This is a genomic window from Microcoleus sp. PH2017_08_TRC_O_A, from assembly GCF_020738665.1.
Lineage (GTDB): Bacteria > Cyanobacteriota > Cyanobacteriia > Cyanobacteriales > Microcoleaceae > Microcoleus.
This window is the reverse complement of sequence record NZ_JAEQCE010000013.1, coordinates 150671-164600: the sequence shown is the minus strand read 5'-3', so window position 1 is coordinate 164600 and position 13930 is coordinate 150671. Positions and strand designations below refer to the sequence as shown.

Below are 13930 nucleotides of genomic sequence, written 5' to 3'. Positions count from 1 at the left end.
AAATACTTTCACGATTAATTTGCTTTACATACCCTGTCTCGACCACTTTCGCAACCCACCCAACCGCTTAAAAATTTAAGATTTATTTTATAGTTGAGATGATTCAGATTTCCGGGCTGTAGTTTCAACTAAGTCACCAATCAAAAACCTAAAATCAATGGGAGTCCCTGACTCAATCATAAACTGCTCAATCCCAAATCGTAAATCCCAAATTCCAAATTGATTAACTTCAGCTATATATTTGCAATGCGATCGACTTTTAGGTTGCCCATCGCCGGCAATAGCACCGGTACTTTAACCTCAATTATAGCTCTACGACGACTGACAACGGTCTCAGACATCGTTCCCCGACAACGACCGCAGGGTGGAGATTTACTGGTACGGCGTTGATTATAAACAATCACTTCCAGGTAGGAAGTGATCTCACCCCCGTTCTTTATCAAATCTTTAAACTACTTCATGTTTTGTCAACAAACTGTAAAGCTGTCAAAATATAGATAGCAAATCTCAGCCAAAATTAGGTAACATCCTCGTGAGTAACACCAGCAACTTCCGCGAAGCCGTGCGCGAGGCCAAAAACCACGCGCTGGTTGGCCCCAACGTCATCGCTAACGCTCTCCCCTTCGTGGGCGGCGGACTTGTCTTAACTGCTGTCGGCACCTACGGCGGCCTCGGAGTCATCCGCAACTATCCCGGTATCTTCTTTCCCACGTTTATTGCTGCGATCGTCCTAGAATTAATTCTGTTCTTCGTCGCCAGCGCCGCCGCCGAACAAAACAACAAAAACACCGCCTTGCCCCTGCTGGCTACCTACAGCCTGCTTTCCGGCTACACCCTCAGCGGATTGGTATTTACAGCCCTCAGAACCCAAGGCGTCGGCATCGGCGGCATCGGTTTTGCAGCCCTCGGCTGCGGCATTACTTTCATCGCCGCCCGCCAAATAGGCTCCAACTTGTCGGAAGCAGACGGCATGGCCCTCACCAAGACTATCAGTTTAGGTGTCATTGCTTTGTTAGTAGTCGTTGGCGGTCAATTTCTGCTGTCGCTGTTTGGCGTTTACACCCCAACTTGGTTGGAAATTGGCATTTCTGGCATCGGCGTGTTTATATTTGCTGGTGCTGCGATCGTCGATTTTTACATCTTACCCCGCACCTACCACGACGACCAGTATTTGCCCGCCGCCCTGTCGATGTACTTGACTTACATCAACTTGTTCATCTTCATTCTGCGCCTGATGATTGCTCTCAACGGTCGCGATTAATCATTGAAAGTTTAGCTTAAAAACAACCGCAGCGCGATCGACATCCGGCTGCGGTTTTTTATTACCTTGACAATTCCCGCTTGCATCCGCGTTCATCCGCGTTCATCCGCGGTCAAAAAATATTTTTTAGTATTTGTGGCACAACAAGTGAGCCACAAGCTAAGATTAATATAATCACCCACAACGCTGGAGAAATCACAGTGGAAATTCTAGAGACCAAACACAATATCGAAATTTTGTGCGATCGACTAACCAACCTACAAGACTGTCTTTGACTCAGCCTTAACCGCCGAAAGCCAAAAGTTACAACAGCTAGCAGCACAGCCGGAATCTGGCAAAAGCATCAAGACAGTTGAACGACCACTCCAAGAACTAGACGCACTCCAATCCTATCAGGCAAAACTCAACCAGTGCCAAACAATTTTGGCAGATGCTACAGCAGCACTGGAGTTACTCGAATTTCAAGCAGACGACGAACTAGAGCAAGAACTTCAAACTAATTTAGCTCAACTAAACCACTCTCTCCAAGAGTATGAAATAGAGCAATCCTTGAGCGGGCCTTGCGACAAAAATGGAGCCTACCTCATAATTAAGGCCGGAACAAACGGTATCGATGCTCAATACTGGGCAGAAATGTTGCTCAGAATGTATATTATGTGGGGACTAAGCCGAGGCTACCAAGTTGCGGACGTTGAATCTTCCCCAGCGCCTGAAATAGGAATTATTTCTACAACCTTGGAAATAGACGGACGTTACGCTTGCGGCTATCTCAAGTCAGAAACCGGAATACACCGACTTAAACGGAAATCGCCTTTTAATATTACCATAATGCGACTCTCTTCTACAGCGACGGTGGAAATTTTGCCAATGTACGTGCAATTGGAGATTGCACAGCAGGATTTAAGAGCCATATTACCCAATCTCAATCAGAATACTAACGGAACCAAAGCATGGGTGAAAATTGTGCATATTCCTACTGGTATTTCTGCCATTTGTGACGGATGTCGCACTCAAATGCAAAATAAAGACAAGGCTTTGGCGGTTCTCAAGAGCAAACTGTTTGCTATTATGCAAAGGCAAGGAGTTCAGCAGCTTGCAGACATTCAGTGCGATCGGCTAAAAACATTCCTCAACCAACCAATTCGAGAATATCAATTTGCCAGCGACAGCGCAAACCAGGACAAAGTTCTGGATTTCCGTACAGGAATCGAAACAACAGCCGTCGCCGAGGTACTCGACGGCAAGATTGACCCATTCATCAAAGCTGGTCTGCTGCTGAAAAATTGATTTGCACAGATTGAACCCAATTTCAGCTAAAATCGACAAGACACCACAAAACTAGGAGAACTCACAGTGGAAGTTCTAGACATCAAACACGATATTGAAACATTGTCCGATCGACTGGGTACCACCCAGGACTATCTTTGACATCCCCGCACTCACAGCCAAAATCCAAGATTTAGAGCAAATCTGCGCCCAACCGGCATTCTGGGACGACCAAGAACAAGCTCAAGGAACCCTCCAAGAACTGAATGACTTCAAATCTCATTTAGACCAATACCACGGCTGGCAGACTAGCCTAGAAGACGCTAGAGCTATTTTAGAACTGCTGGAGTTAGACGCAGACGAGTCCCTGTTCCAAGAAGCCTCATCGAGTCTTTCCCAATTAACCCGCGAACTTGACCAGTGGGAACTGCAACAATTACTGTCGGGGCCCTACGACGAAGGCGGCGCCGTTTTGACAATTAACGCCGGGGCCGGCGGTACAGATGCTCAAGATTGGGCCGAAATGCTGCTGCGGATGTACACCCGCTGGGGTGAAAGTCAGGGTTACAAGGTACATTTAACCGAGATTTCTGAGGGAGAGGAAGCAGGTGTTAAATCTGCCTCTTTGGAAATTGTCGGCCGCTACGCTTACGGCTACATGAGGTCGGAAAAAGGTACTCACCGTTTGGTGAGAATTTCGCCGTTTAACGCTAATGACAAGCGTCAAACAAGTTTTGCGGGCGTTGAAGTGATGCCGGTGCTCGATCGATCCGTTAAACTGGATATTCCAGAAAAAGATTTGGAAGTCACGACTTCTCGCGCAGGCGGCAAGGGCGGACAAAATGTTAACAAGGTAGAAACGGCTGTCCGCATCGTTCACCTTCCGACTGGTTTAGCCGTCCGCTGTACCGAAGAACGCAGTCAGTTGCAAAATAAAGAAAAAGCTCTCGCCTTACTCAAAGCTAGGCTGTTGGTGGTTGCTAGGGAACAGCGCGCCGCCGAAATTGCCGAGATTCGCGGCGATATGGTAGAGGCGGCTTGGGGCAACCAAATTCGCAACTACGTGTTTCACCCCTATCAAATGGTCAAGGATTTGCGGACTGGAGTGGAAACAACTGCCGTCTTAGATGTGATGAACGGCGAATTAGAGCCGTTTATTCAAGCTTACCTGCGCCAGGAAAATCAGTTGGTCAGTTGACAGTTGACAGTTGACAGTTGACAGTTGGTCAGTATCCGCTCAATAGCTCGGGGTAGACTACTGCGTTTGGAACGATTTTGCGATATTTAACGCTCATCATTGAGCGATTTACCCCGATTTATTGAGCGGATACGTTGGTCAGTTGGTCAGTAGTCAACTGTCAACTGTCAATTAACTGTCAACTGTCAATTGTCAACTATCAACTGAATGAAGAACCTATTTTCTGGTATAATTTTGGGGTTTTGGTCGATCGCCCGACATCCAACAGGTCGCGCCGCCAGAAATCTTGATATGATAAAACTTGATCTAACGAACCAAAGGAGAAAGAATGACCCAAGTTGTAATCGGCGAAAATGAAGGGATTGAGTCAGCCCTACGACGGTTTAAGCGACAAGTTTCCAAAGCGGGAATTTTTCCCGACATGAGAAAGCACCGCCACTTTGAAACCCCCCTCGAAAAGCAGAAGCGCAAAGCTATTGCTAGAAGGACTAAGAGACGCTTCCACCGCAACAACAAACCCTAGAACTAGCACTAAATTGATTCGGCACATATAATGCCTTGCGATTCTAGTACCGCAGCGACTCGGAGAATCACCGCTTCGCTGTAGGGAGCACCAATAATTTGTACCCCCAAGGGCAAAGCGCCGGGCCGCTGTACGGGCACGCAAAGCACCGGCAAGCCTATAAATGATAGGGGTTGGGTGAACAGTCCCAGATTAGGACGCACTCTTGTTTCTTGTCCGGCGATGACCATTTTCTCGACGCCAATTTCAGGAGCTGCGATCGGCGTGGCGGGTGCGAGAATGATATCTGTATGTTGGAATATTGCACGAATTTGAGACCGATACCACTGTCTGAATCTCTGTGCTTGCACGTACCATGTCGCAGGAATCAGGGTTCCAGCCAAAAAACGATCGCGCGTGGCGGGATCGAAGTCTTGAGGGCGCGTCCGCAAATTCTCCAAATGCAAGTTTCCACCCTCGCAAGCAGTTATTATAAACGCTGCCGCCCTCGCGCGATCGGATTCCGGTATGCTGACAGTTGCAAGCCCCCCGATTTTTCGGGGGTTTGTTGTTGTTGTTTCCGTCTCAATACCACAATTCAAGACATTTGTCAAGGTTCGGGCAACTATTTCTACAGCATCCATAGCTTCCGGTTCGGCCCCAGTAGCGAAATAGCCGTCAGCAAAAGCAATTCGCAATCCTTCAATTCCTGTATTTAACTGTGGCGAGGTAAGTTCTGGCGGGCGTTGAGTGCAAACTGGATCGCGAGAATCTGGGCCTTGCAGGATATCATACAGTAGCGCGATGTCTCGGAGCGATCGCCCGAACGGCCCCACGCAATCCAAACTACTCGAAAACAAAAAAGCACCGGCCCTTGACAAACGGCCGTAAGTAGGCTTAAAGCCAAACACACCGCACAAAGCAGCGGGTACGCGGATGGAACCGTTAGTATCGGAACCGAGGGTGAAGGGTACTAAACCGGCGGCCACTGCTGCTGCGGAACCGCCGCTGGAACCGCCGGCGATGCGCGCAGTATCGTGAGGATTGCGAGTTGGGCCGTAATGGCTGTTTTCGGTGACGAAACCGTAGGCGTACTCATCCATGTTGAGCGTGCCTACAAGCACAGCCCCGGCTTGTCTGAGTCGGGCGACCCCCGCCGCGTCTTGGCTCGCCGGAGGGTTGTCAGCGTTGATTTTTGACCCTGCTAGAGTGGTAATTCCGCTGACATCGAACAAGTTTTTGACCGCGAAGGGAACGCCTGCTAAAGGGCCTGGGTTTTCGTTGCGCGCGATCGCATTATCTATCTTTTCGGCTGCTGCGATCGCACTTTCTGCGGTGATGGCAGTAAAGCAATTGAGTGTTTTATCTCGATCGGCAATTCGTTCTAAAGCAGCATTTACAACCGCTGTCGCTGCAATTTTACCACTTTTAACAGCGGATGCTGTAGCGACTGCATCCGCTCCTGCTAAAAATTTGGCTTCATCTGCGTTCATCGGCGGTAAAAAATCTAAGGTTCAAACACTGGTGCAGCTTCGATTTCTGGGGGTAAGGGGAATTCTGTAACGAGTCGGGCGATCTGCACTATCCTCTCGAAGTTTACCACAACGCCGGGGCGATGTTCCGGTTTGATGGGTAAGTTTATCAGTTCAGCGGTGCGATCGACATATTCTTCTATATTTGTCATTTTTCTATTTTCCCTTATCAGTGCGGCGGGGTGCGATCGATTATTTTATTGTAATGGCGATCGGGCTGTCATTTATTATCGCTCAGTTTTTTGTATTCCTCGGATTGTCGGATATCATCTAAAGGTGATTTTGGCTCTGGTGGTTCATCAGGACAAAACTTTATGGATGTCTGCGTTTTCCAAGACTGCAAAGTTGCATTGACTTCTATCTTAAGCTTTCCTTTTTGCCAACCCTTAGAACCAATTTTTAGAATTTGACAATCAATTCCTTCTTGAGGCGATTTCCAGTTTATATCCCCTCCCATAATTTTTGTTTCTTCGTTAATCGACAGATATTGTATCCACTGAATTATCGACTGCTCACGCTTGTTAGTTTCTGCTATATAAGTCTGAACCATTATCTTGTAAAACTTGCTAGCTGTTAGCTCTTTCAAGTGACGAACAGTAAAAGTAGCTTTCCCCAATAACAAAACATCATCTTCGCCGTCTAGTGTCTCATAGCTTGTATTGATTTTAACTTTTTCTTCCATTTTATTTTACCAATTTCTGCTCTTTGATATTTTATACCATTTCAAGCTATCTTAGTCAATCTGGTTAACAAAATCAATTTACTCTCGTACTTTCCCCAACTCAAACACTGACAGTTTCCCGCAACTTCTCAACGGCGACATCTAAGGGAGGCAAATCAAAAACCTCAGCATCCATCAATTCCTTAACCTTATCAAAAATTTCCACCTCCGCCTCTTCTTGGTCTGTCAGCTTATCATAAAAATAAGCGTCAGTAAACCACTGCTCAAAAGCAAACCTTAACACCCCATTCGGCTCAAGCATAAACTGCCAATACTTAGAAACTCGGTTATCAACTACTTCAAACAGCGGTGCCGGAGTCTGTATGGGATAATAGGTGTAATTATCATCACAAATATAGTACCAAACTCTTCCCTGCCACGATCGGATTGCATAAACAACATATTCCTTGCCAACTGTCAACGGCAATTCAACCTTTTTAGTATAACCTCGGGCAGGATCAATATAATTTTCCGGTAGAAGTTCTCCAGTATTAGCAATACAGCGAACAATCATAACTTGTATACCTATAAATTCTTAGGGGCTATTTTAGGATATTGTCGTTTAAACTTTAATTCAACTTGTTGCAAAATTTCCCTGTTTTCAAACCAGTGCACTTGTACGGAAGCTCCATTAATTACAAAAGCCTGAATGCTGGTTATTTTGTACCAGTCTTCGGGATTACCTCCATAGAGGGCAACCAGTCTGGAAACATCCCCTAGTATATCGTCAGATCCGCCCTGAATGGCTCTACAATTACCAGCTTTAGCATCTTGCAGTAGCAGTTGCTCTAGTAAATTTCTCGGACTCTCATCGGGAATAGCACCTTGCTTCATAGTTTAACAGTTTCCGATGTCATTTGTTGAAAAAGTATGTGAATCACACGAAAAAGACTAAATTGAACTTCTCTCTTTCTCAACTCAAACACTGACAGCTTCCCGCAATTTTTCAACGGCGACATCTAAGGGAGGCAAATCAAAATTCTCAGCATCCATCAATTCCTTAACCTTATCAAAAATCTCAACCTCCGCCTCTTCCTGATCCGTCAGCTTATCATAAAAATAAGGATCGGTAAACCACTGTTCAAATGCTATCATCAAGAATCCATTGGGCGAAAGTTTAAACCGCCAATACTTAGAAACTCTGTCATCAACCACTTCAAACAGTGGCGCCGGATTCTGCATGGGATAATAGCTGTAATTATCATCGCAGATATAATACCAAATAGTTCCCCGCCATTCTCTAAAAGCATAAACAACATATTCACGACCTACCGTTAATGAGAACTGTAGTTGTCTTGTGTAACCTATAGTAGGTTCTATGTAATCATCAGGAAGCAATGCACCTGTATTAGCGATACAGCGAATTATCATATTTTTTTCTTTCCTAATTACAGATTCTTGGGAGCTATTTTCGGGTACTGACGTTTGAACTTGTACTCTACATTTTCCTGAGTCTGACTATTCCGAAACCAATGAACTTGTACAGACGCTCCATCAATCATAAAAGACTGAATGCTGGTCATTTTATACCAATGTTCAGGATATCCACCATAGATTGCCACAAGTCTGGGAGCATCTCCCAGCATATTATTCACTCCGCCTTGAATACCTTTGCTATTTCCAGCAACTGCATCTTGCAGAAGCAGTTGCTCTGGCAAGTTTCTCGGACTCTCATCGGGAATAGCACCTTGACTCATAGTTTAGCAGTTTCAGAGGTCAGTTGTTATTAGCGAGTTTTTTGTACTCTTCAGATTGGCGGATGTCATCTAGAATAGATTCTGGTTCGGCAGGTTCATCAGGACAAAAATCACAACTTATTTGCACTTCCACGCTAGAGAAATTAAATTTTAAATAGGCTTTTACTCTTAGCTTACCTTTTTGCCAAGCTTGGGAACCGATTTTGAGAAGCTGACAGGTCATTCCTGCAGGAGGAAAAATCCATTGACCTTTATCTACTTTTAGATCTAGTTCACCAATAGAGCAATCATAAAACAATTTAAAAAACATTCTTACCTCTCGCGAGTTGGGTATTATTTCATTAAGGTTTTTAGCAAGCTTCTGTCGCATTAGGTCTTTAAATCTTTCAACTGTAAAAGTATCTTTCTCTATAAGCAAAATATCTGTATCGCACTCTAGGTCTTGAAACTTAGCGTTCATATGTGTTTGAAGGATTAATTTTATCTAAAAGCTATCATTTTTTACGATATTAGTCAAGGTTGCTTTTCCAGCTAAAACCCTTGATATTTTATATCGATAAAGTTGTTGTTTGTACAGCGCACTACTAAAAAAAACCGCAAGTTGACAGTCAGAAAAAACAAGTTTTTGCTGGGACAGTTTCCGCTAGCAACTTACCCCGCGAAATCACATACCGAACCGCAGCGCGCCTCCTAATTGCATCATAACAATCCTCAGCATCCAACACAATCAAATTTGCAGGTTTCCCCGCATCTATCCCATAATTATCATCTCCCAGATAGAGAGTTTTAGCACCGTTGACAGTGACCATATTAAAACAAGCTGCAATCTCAGCCATTCCCGTCATCTGACAAACATGAACCGCCATGTGAGCCACATCTAACATATTTCCCGTACCCAAACTGTACCACGGATCTTGCACGCAGTCGTGTCCAAAACTGACATTCAAACCATGCTGCCATAACTCCTTAACCCGCGTCACTCCGCGACGTTTCGGATAAGTATCCGCGCGGCCTTGCAATGTGATATTAATCAAAGGATTGGCAATAAAATTGATGTGCGATTTTTGCAAAATTCCCATCAGCTTAAACGCATAGGCATTATTGTAAGAACCGAAAGCCGTCGTGTGGCTAGCAGTCACCCGCGAACCCGCACCTGTTCTAATCGCACAAGCTGCCACTACCTCCAAAAATCTCGACTGTTCGTCATCAATTTCATCGCAGTGGACATCTATTAATTTATTGTATTTTTCCGCAAGTTCAAATATGCGGTGAACCGACTTAACTCCATCTTCCCGCGTTAACTCATAATGGGGAATTCCACCCACAGCATCCGCACCCATATCGAGAGCTTTTTCTAAAAGTTTGTCGTTTTCAGGACTCCCGTAAATCCCGTCTTGCGGAAAAGCCACAACTTGCAAAGTCATCCAATCTTTGACTTCTTCTCGTACTTCCAAAAGTCCTTGCAAAGCAGTCAGCGTCGGTTCGCTAACATCAGCGTGACTCCTGACAAACAAAATCCCTTGAGATGCTTGCAACCTTAAAGTTTCAATCGCCCGTTTTTTGACATCATCCAGAGTTAAACCTTGCTTGCGTTCACCCCAAATTTGAATTCCCTCAAACAAAGTGCCGCTTTGATTCCATCGCGGTTCCCCGCAGTCAAAGCAGAATCGAGATGAATGTGCGACTCCACAAACGGAGGACTAACTAATTTCCCTTGAATGTCGATTTCCTGTTCGCCCAGTCCAGAGATGCGCGGCGATACCGCAACTATTGTATCATCCTCGATCGCAATATCCACCGTTTCGCGATCGCCCGCACCCAACAAACGACATCGGCGCAGAACCATGCTATACTTTTGTTCACACATCCTATTTATTTCTTTCTCTTCCATCTCTTCCTCTGTGCCCTCTGCGCCCTCTGCGGTCAAAAAATCTTACTCAAAAAAACAACCCATAACGAAAAATAATCACCAGGAAGAAAGCGCAACGACAAATCACCAACATTAGACAATCTCAAACTCCAGATTGTGATGCTTCACCAAATCAAAGCTAAAATGGTCAACCACATTAGTATCGCTCAACTCCAGATTATAAAAATCCACAAAATCAGCATCAAAATAAGGCCCCGCGTGCCAAGTCCCCACATCTAACTTAATAAAACAATCACCCGGAATCCGAAAAGCAACAATATCCTCCAAACTAGGTCGATCGCTATCCCCAGGAGGCGCAACAGCCATCAACCAATCCTTCCCTTCCAGAGAACCCAAACACTGAGTACATTCAACGTGCCGCGTAATTTTACCAAACTTGCGACCCTTCTCGTGCAACCGCATAATGTAAAATCTAGGAATGCCATTTTGCAAATTTAACTTAGCATCCTCATCATCAAAAGACTTGCCATCAAAACTCGCAGAAATAACTTGACCGTAACTCCGAAAATTCTCCGATGTTATCCATTGTGCCGGCAATTGCTTCATTGAAACTGATGTACTCATAAATCCCAACACCTCCTCACTCATTTCATCAAAAACATAATACAAATACTCCTCTATCTCTCTTCTCTGCGCCCTCTGCGCCCTCTGCGGTTAAAAAAATCTAATTCACTCGATCGCCCAAAACACCCTTACAATCAAAATTAGAACACTGCTGCAAAAAACGAACCGCAATATCAGGGTTCGCACCCCAGTGCAAATGCAAATAAGCAGCGTGCACCCCATAAACCCCCCAACCTTCAGCAACCGCCTCAACTTCTCCCCGTTTGCCGTACCTCCAACTGTGATAAATTGGATTAGTTGGTTCCACTGTTAAATGCGATCGATGAAACTCATGTCCCCAAACCACATCCCCCGCAGTTAACACCAAACTATCTCCCACCGCCACAGCTTCTCGATATCCCAGAGTCAAACGCTTTCCCATCGCAGCCACAGCCGGCAAAACTCCCACTCCTTGCCAAGAATTCCCGTCGAAGTCTACAATCGAATCGCACAAGTACATCAAACCGCCGCACTCCGCATAAGTCGGCATTCCCGAAAAAATCGCACTTCTGACAGCATCCCGAATTAAAACATTACCGCTTAATTCCCCAGCAAACACTTCGGGAAAACCACCGCCAAAATACAACCCCTGCACATTCTCAGGAAAAACCGAGTCATCCAACGGACTCCAAAATACCAACTCGGCGCCCAACTCTTCCAGCAAATCAAGATTGTCCTGATAGTAAAAATTAAAAGCCCGATCGCGCGCAACTGCAATCCTCACCGAAAACTTTTTTTCCAAACAGTTGACAACATCATCTTTTTTAGTTACAATTGAGTAAGGGAGACTGTATCTACCCAAAAGTTGCTCAGACCCCTCACCCCCCCCATGAGGAGTTGCAGCCAATAAAGGTAAAAGTTGCTCCCAGTCAAAACTAACAGCAGCCAAATCAGCCAATTTATCGATCGCACCGTGAAGATGCGGCAACTCCTCGGCCGGAATCAAACCCAAATGCCGATCGGGAATCGTCACAGCCTCATCCCTACGCAAAACTCCTAAAATCGGTAAATTGAGCGGTTCCAGAGCATCTGTCAGCAGATCCAAATGTCGATCGCTCGCCACCCGATTGAGCACCAAACCCGCGAACTTAAGATTTGGGTTAAAAGAACGAAAACCGTGGGCGATCGCAGCCACAGAACCAGAAAGCCGGCTGCAATCTATCACAAACAATATCGGCAAATTCAACAAATAAGCAACATGAGCCGTAGAAGCAAAGGAAATAGGATAATTTTGTTCTTCTTCCCTCTTCTCTCTTCCCTCTTCCCTCTTCCTTCTTCCTTCTTCCTTCTTTGGAGAAACCCCATCAAATAAACCCATTACCCCTTCAACCAAAGCACAATCGACATCTTGAATGTGGCGGGAAAAACACTTTTTTACATAAGATTCAGACGTTAAAACCGGGTCTAAATTCCGACAGGGGCGGCCAGTCACAAAAGCATGAAACATCGGGTCAATGTAGTCAGGGCCGACCTTAAAAGATTGCACGTTCAAGCCGCGGCGGATTAAATAAGCTAAAAGGGCGATCGTTACAGTAGTCTTTCCTGCCCCGCTTCGTTCGCCAGCAATTACTAAAGCCATAGTTCTAGTTAGTTACAATAAATACTGAAAACAGATAGTTGATAAAGTTATGAGTGTAGCTCTCTCATCTATTAAATAATGCTTTAACGAACCGCGAAGACACGAAGAACGCGAAGAAAGAAAGAAGAATATAAAGTAGAGCAGACATTGCCTGCTCTACTTTATATTAACTCAATTCCTTCTTCCTTATTCTATCCGTTACATCCGTTACATCCGTTACTTGCATCCGTTGCCGAACTTCTCTTTACCTCTTAGCCAACTTCAGCATTTGAGCCGTCACCGCCAAACTTTCCTCGTACAGCATATCCCGGCCCCAACTCTGCAAGTGCTGGCCCAGCAACTGTTCCGTCACCTGATCGAACAGAGGAGTCACCTGGTTAAATCGATCGGTTTGAGCGCCTCCCTTCATTTCCATCCGCATACAGCCCCCCGTTTCCGAACACAGAACCGTACCGCAGGCCGCTTTCTCGTTCGTAGAATTTAAACGCAGAGCAATTAAATCGCCGGGGACATCGCCCGTATCGGCAATCGGAATCGCAGCTAACTCGGCTTCTACAACCCGTTCGTCCGCACCTGCGAATTTAATGCGCTTAATTTGGTAATCGCCCTCTTCTTGCTTGAAAGCAACCGGACGCCACTGAAGCCGGCTCGCCAGCCAGCCCAAATACATCAGCGCTTGAGTAGAATTGCCTTGTTCGTAATCGATCGTCACTCGATCGATCTCCCGAATTGCCGCCCTACGTTCCGGCGGATCGAAGGCCTCGGCAGCCAACTCCTGCCACGCCGCCAGCCTGCGCCAATTCAAATCCGCGATCGGAATTCCTTCCTCGATCAGACTTTGCATCAACAGCAATTCCGCTTCAGACTCGGCAAAACTGCTAGAGTCGATAATCACAGAACTGCTAGTTGCCGCCAGCCGCTGGAACAAACCTCGATCGGCATCGGGATTCGCTTTCCACCATAACAAAGTCGGCAAATCCGCGATCGTCAGCGCTGTCACGATCGCGCTCACCCGTTCCAGAGCAGCTTCCGTACCCCGCAGCGTAATATACTCGCAGCAGATCAGATTGCCGCTGCCGCGCTTGTGCACCGGACAGTAAGCAGCCACTTGAGCCTGCACGCCCGTATCTTCTCCCGCCGTCGGGCACAGAGCAATAATCCGGCAGGGATTCGCAGCTACGATCGCATCAGCCACCCCCGAACCCCCGGAACCCAAGCCACTCGAACCCAAAAGCTCTCCCTTGGCATTTTTGCGAGCCACTTCTTCGCGCAACATCGCCAACAATTCAGCGCTAGGTTTGCCACTTCTGGGCATTCCGTAAGCTTTTTGAGCAGCCCTGATGCTAGATGCCGTCATCGGCCCGCTAATACCATCGACAGGCCCGTCATAAAATCCCAGATCCGCCAATAATTGCTGGGTTTCTTCCGGTTCGTACACGACAAAAGTAAAAGTTGCTGCCCTAGTCGCGATCGGAAAATCGCCCTTCGATCCTGATTCTCTGTAACTTTCCCAGATTTTACTCAGTTCTGCCTCTATTTGGTCGATCGACACATCTTTAGGGTTTTGCAGCGAAACCAGAGGCGGAGCTTTCATCGGTGTCATCGTCATCGGTTTTTTCTCCTTTCTTATTGGTTATTGGT

Annotated in this window: 17 protein-coding genes and 1 pseudogene; 5 read left to right on the top strand and 13 right to left on the bottom strand. The window is 46.1% G+C overall.

Going from position 1 to position 13930, the window contains the following annotated elements:
* Positions 1-532: 532 nt before the first annotated feature.
* The 5 genes and pseudogenes from JGK22_RS05965 to rpsU all read left to right on the top strand — a co-directional run bounded on the left by JGK22_RS05965 (position 533) and on the right by rpsU (position 4248).
* A complete protein-coding gene (locus JGK22_RS05965) occupies positions 533-1261 on the top strand; it encodes a Bax inhibitor-1 family protein (protein ID WP_293174544.1) in 729 nt (242 codons plus the stop codon).
* A 297-nt stretch (positions 1262-1558) separates the two neighbouring features.
* Positions 1559-2104: pseudogene (locus tag JGK22_RS05960) on the top strand (PCRF domain-containing protein); the annotation flags it as partial.
* Positions 2090-2548, top strand: coding sequence for a peptide chain release factor-like protein (locus tag JGK22_RS05955; RefSeq protein ID WP_366025133.1), 459 nt, complete (start codon positions 2090-2092; stop codon positions 2546-2548). The pseudogene JGK22_RS05960 and the gene JGK22_RS05955, both read left to right, overlap by 15 nt.
* Before the next feature lie 66 nt (positions 2549-2614).
* Positions 2615-3725, top strand: a protein-coding gene (gene prfB / locus JGK22_RS05950; protein WP_293174547.1) for a peptide chain release factor 2 whose coding sequence is annotated in 2 segments (ribosomal slippage) — positions 2615-2686 and positions 2688-3725 — 1110 coding nt in all. Because the reading frame shifts where the segments join, the coding sequence is not laid out codon by codon here.
* Between the two features lie 328 nt (positions 3726-4053).
* Positions 4054-4248 (top strand): 30S ribosomal protein S21, encoded by a 195-nt coding sequence (gene rpsU / locus JGK22_RS05945; protein ID WP_006632476.1) that lies wholly within the window; start codon positions 4054-4056, stop codon positions 4246-4248.
* Positions 4249-4256: 8 nt separating this feature from the next.
* Here rpsU and JGK22_RS05940 read toward each other — a convergent pair whose 3' ends face one another.
* From JGK22_RS05940 to opcA, 13 genes are all read right to left on the bottom strand, one after another.
* Positions 4257-5720 carry an AtzE family amidohydrolase gene (locus JGK22_RS05940; protein ID WP_293312521.1) on the bottom strand — a complete coding sequence of 488 codons (1464 nt, stop codon included), beginning with the start codon at positions 5718-5720 and terminating at the stop codon, positions 4257-4259.
* 14 nt (positions 5721-5734) lie between these two features.
* Complete coding sequence (locus JGK22_RS05935; protein WP_293174553.1) at positions 5735-5911, bottom strand: DUF4089 domain-containing protein; 177 nt, start codon at positions 5909-5911, stop codon at positions 5735-5737.
* 68 nt (positions 5912-5979) lie between these two features.
* Positions 5980-6441: a KGK domain-containing protein gene (locus JGK22_RS05930; RefSeq protein ID WP_293174556.1), complete on the bottom strand. Its 462-nt coding sequence runs from the start codon at positions 6439-6441 to the stop codon at positions 5980-5982.
* 100 nt (positions 6442-6541) lie between these two features.
* Complete coding sequence (locus tag JGK22_RS05925; protein WP_293174559.1) at positions 6542-6994, bottom strand: hypothetical protein; 453 nt, start codon at positions 6992-6994, stop codon at positions 6542-6544.
* Positions 6995-7005: 11 nt separating this feature from the next.
* The gene (locus tag JGK22_RS05920) at positions 7006-7314 is read right to left on the bottom strand and encodes a hypothetical protein (RefSeq protein ID WP_293174562.1); all 309 of its coding nucleotides are present in this window, start codon (positions 7312-7314) and stop codon (positions 7006-7008) included.
* Positions 7315-7398: 84 nt separating this feature from the next.
* Positions 7399-7851, bottom strand: a complete 453-nt coding sequence (locus JGK22_RS05915) for a hypothetical protein (protein WP_293312519.1) — start codon at positions 7849-7851, stop codon at positions 7399-7401.
* Between the two features lie 17 nt (positions 7852-7868).
* Entirely contained in the window at positions 7869-8177 is a 309-nt protein-coding gene (locus JGK22_RS05910) for a hypothetical protein (RefSeq protein ID WP_293174569.1), read from the bottom strand.
* Between the two features lie 19 nt (positions 8178-8196).
* On the bottom strand, positions 8197-8637 hold the full coding sequence (locus JGK22_RS05905) for a KGK domain-containing protein (protein ID WP_293174572.1): 441 nt from the start codon (positions 8635-8637) through the stop codon (positions 8197-8199).
* 148 nt (positions 8638-8785) lie between these two features.
* On the bottom strand, positions 8786-9799 hold the full coding sequence (gene codA / locus JGK22_RS05900) for a cytosine deaminase (protein ID WP_366025104.1): 1014 nt from the start codon (positions 9797-9799) through the stop codon (positions 8786-8788).
* Positions 9754-10044: a hypothetical protein gene (locus JGK22_RS33215; RefSeq protein WP_366025102.1), complete on the bottom strand. Its 291-nt coding sequence runs from the start codon at positions 10042-10044 to the stop codon at positions 9754-9756. The genes codA and JGK22_RS33215 overlap by 46 nt, the downstream gene beginning before the upstream one ends.
* A 135-nt stretch (positions 10045-10179) precedes the next feature.
* Positions 10180-10671 (bottom strand): ureidoglycolate lyase, encoded by a 492-nt coding sequence (locus tag JGK22_RS05895; RefSeq protein ID WP_293174575.1) that lies wholly within the window; start codon positions 10669-10671, stop codon positions 10180-10182.
* Positions 10672-10771: 100 nt separating this feature from the next.
* Positions 10772-12289, bottom strand: a complete 1518-nt coding sequence (locus tag JGK22_RS05890; protein WP_293189725.1) for a cobyrinate a,c-diamide synthase — start codon at positions 12287-12289, stop codon at positions 10772-10774.
* A gap of 244 nt (positions 12290-12533) precedes the next feature.
* Positions 12534-13898: a glucose-6-phosphate dehydrogenase assembly protein OpcA gene (opcA, locus tag JGK22_RS05885; protein ID WP_293174581.1), complete on the bottom strand. Its 1365-nt coding sequence runs from the start codon at positions 13896-13898 to the stop codon at positions 12534-12536.
* Positions 13899-13930: the final 32 nt, after the last annotated feature.

What these genes read in the sequence shown, in the direction of transcription:
- JGK22_RS05955 (WP_366025133.1), top strand. Translation starts at nt 2,090, where the DNA reads ATGCGACTCTCTTCTACAGCGACGGTGGAAATTTTGCCAATGTACGTG.
- rpsU (WP_006632476.1), top strand. Translation starts at nt 4,054, where the DNA reads ATGACCCAAGTTGTAATCGGCGAAAATGAAGGGATTGAGTCAGCCCTA.
- JGK22_RS05940 (WP_293312521.1), bottom strand. Translation starts at nt 5,720, where the DNA reads ATGAACGCAGATGAAGCCAAATTTTTAGCAGGAGCGGATGCAGTCGCT.
- JGK22_RS05935 (WP_293174553.1), bottom strand. Translation starts at nt 5,911, where the DNA reads ATGACAAATATAGAAGAATATGTCGATCGCACCGCTGAACTGATAAAC.
- JGK22_RS05930 (WP_293174556.1), bottom strand. Translation starts at nt 6,441, where the DNA reads ATGGAAGAAAAAGTTAAAATCAATACAAGCTATGAGACACTAGACGGC.
- JGK22_RS05925 (WP_293174559.1), bottom strand. Translation starts at nt 6,994, where the DNA reads ATGATTGTTCGCTGTATTGCTAATACTGGAGAACTTCTACCGGAAAAT.
- JGK22_RS05920 (WP_293174562.1), bottom strand. Translation starts at nt 7,314, where the DNA reads ATGAAGCAAGGTGCTATTCCCGATGAGAGTCCGAGAAATTTACTAGAG.
- JGK22_RS05915 (WP_293312519.1), bottom strand. Translation starts at nt 7,851, where the DNA reads ATGATAATTCGCTGTATCGCTAATACAGGTGCATTGCTTCCTGATGAT.
- JGK22_RS05910 (WP_293174569.1), bottom strand. Translation starts at nt 8,177, where the DNA reads ATGAGTCAAGGTGCTATTCCCGATGAGAGTCCGAGAAACTTGCCAGAG.
- JGK22_RS05905 (WP_293174572.1), bottom strand. Translation starts at nt 8,637, where the DNA reads ATGAACGCTAAGTTTCAAGACCTAGAGTGCGATACAGATATTTTGCTT.
- JGK22_RS33215 (WP_366025102.1), bottom strand. Translation starts at nt 10,044, where the DNA reads ATGTGTGAACAAAAGTATAGCATGGTTCTGCGCCGATGTCGTTTGTTG.
- JGK22_RS05895 (WP_293174575.1), bottom strand. Translation starts at nt 10,671, where the DNA reads ATGAGTACATCAGTTTCAATGAAGCAATTGCCGGCACAATGGATAACA.
- JGK22_RS05890 (WP_293189725.1), bottom strand. Translation starts at nt 12,289, where the DNA reads ATGGCTTTAGTAATTGCTGGCGAACGAAGCGGGGCAGGAAAGACTACT.
- opcA (WP_293174581.1), bottom strand. Translation starts at nt 13,898, where the DNA reads ATGACGATGACACCGATGAAAGCTCCGCCTCTGGTTTCGCTGCAAAAC.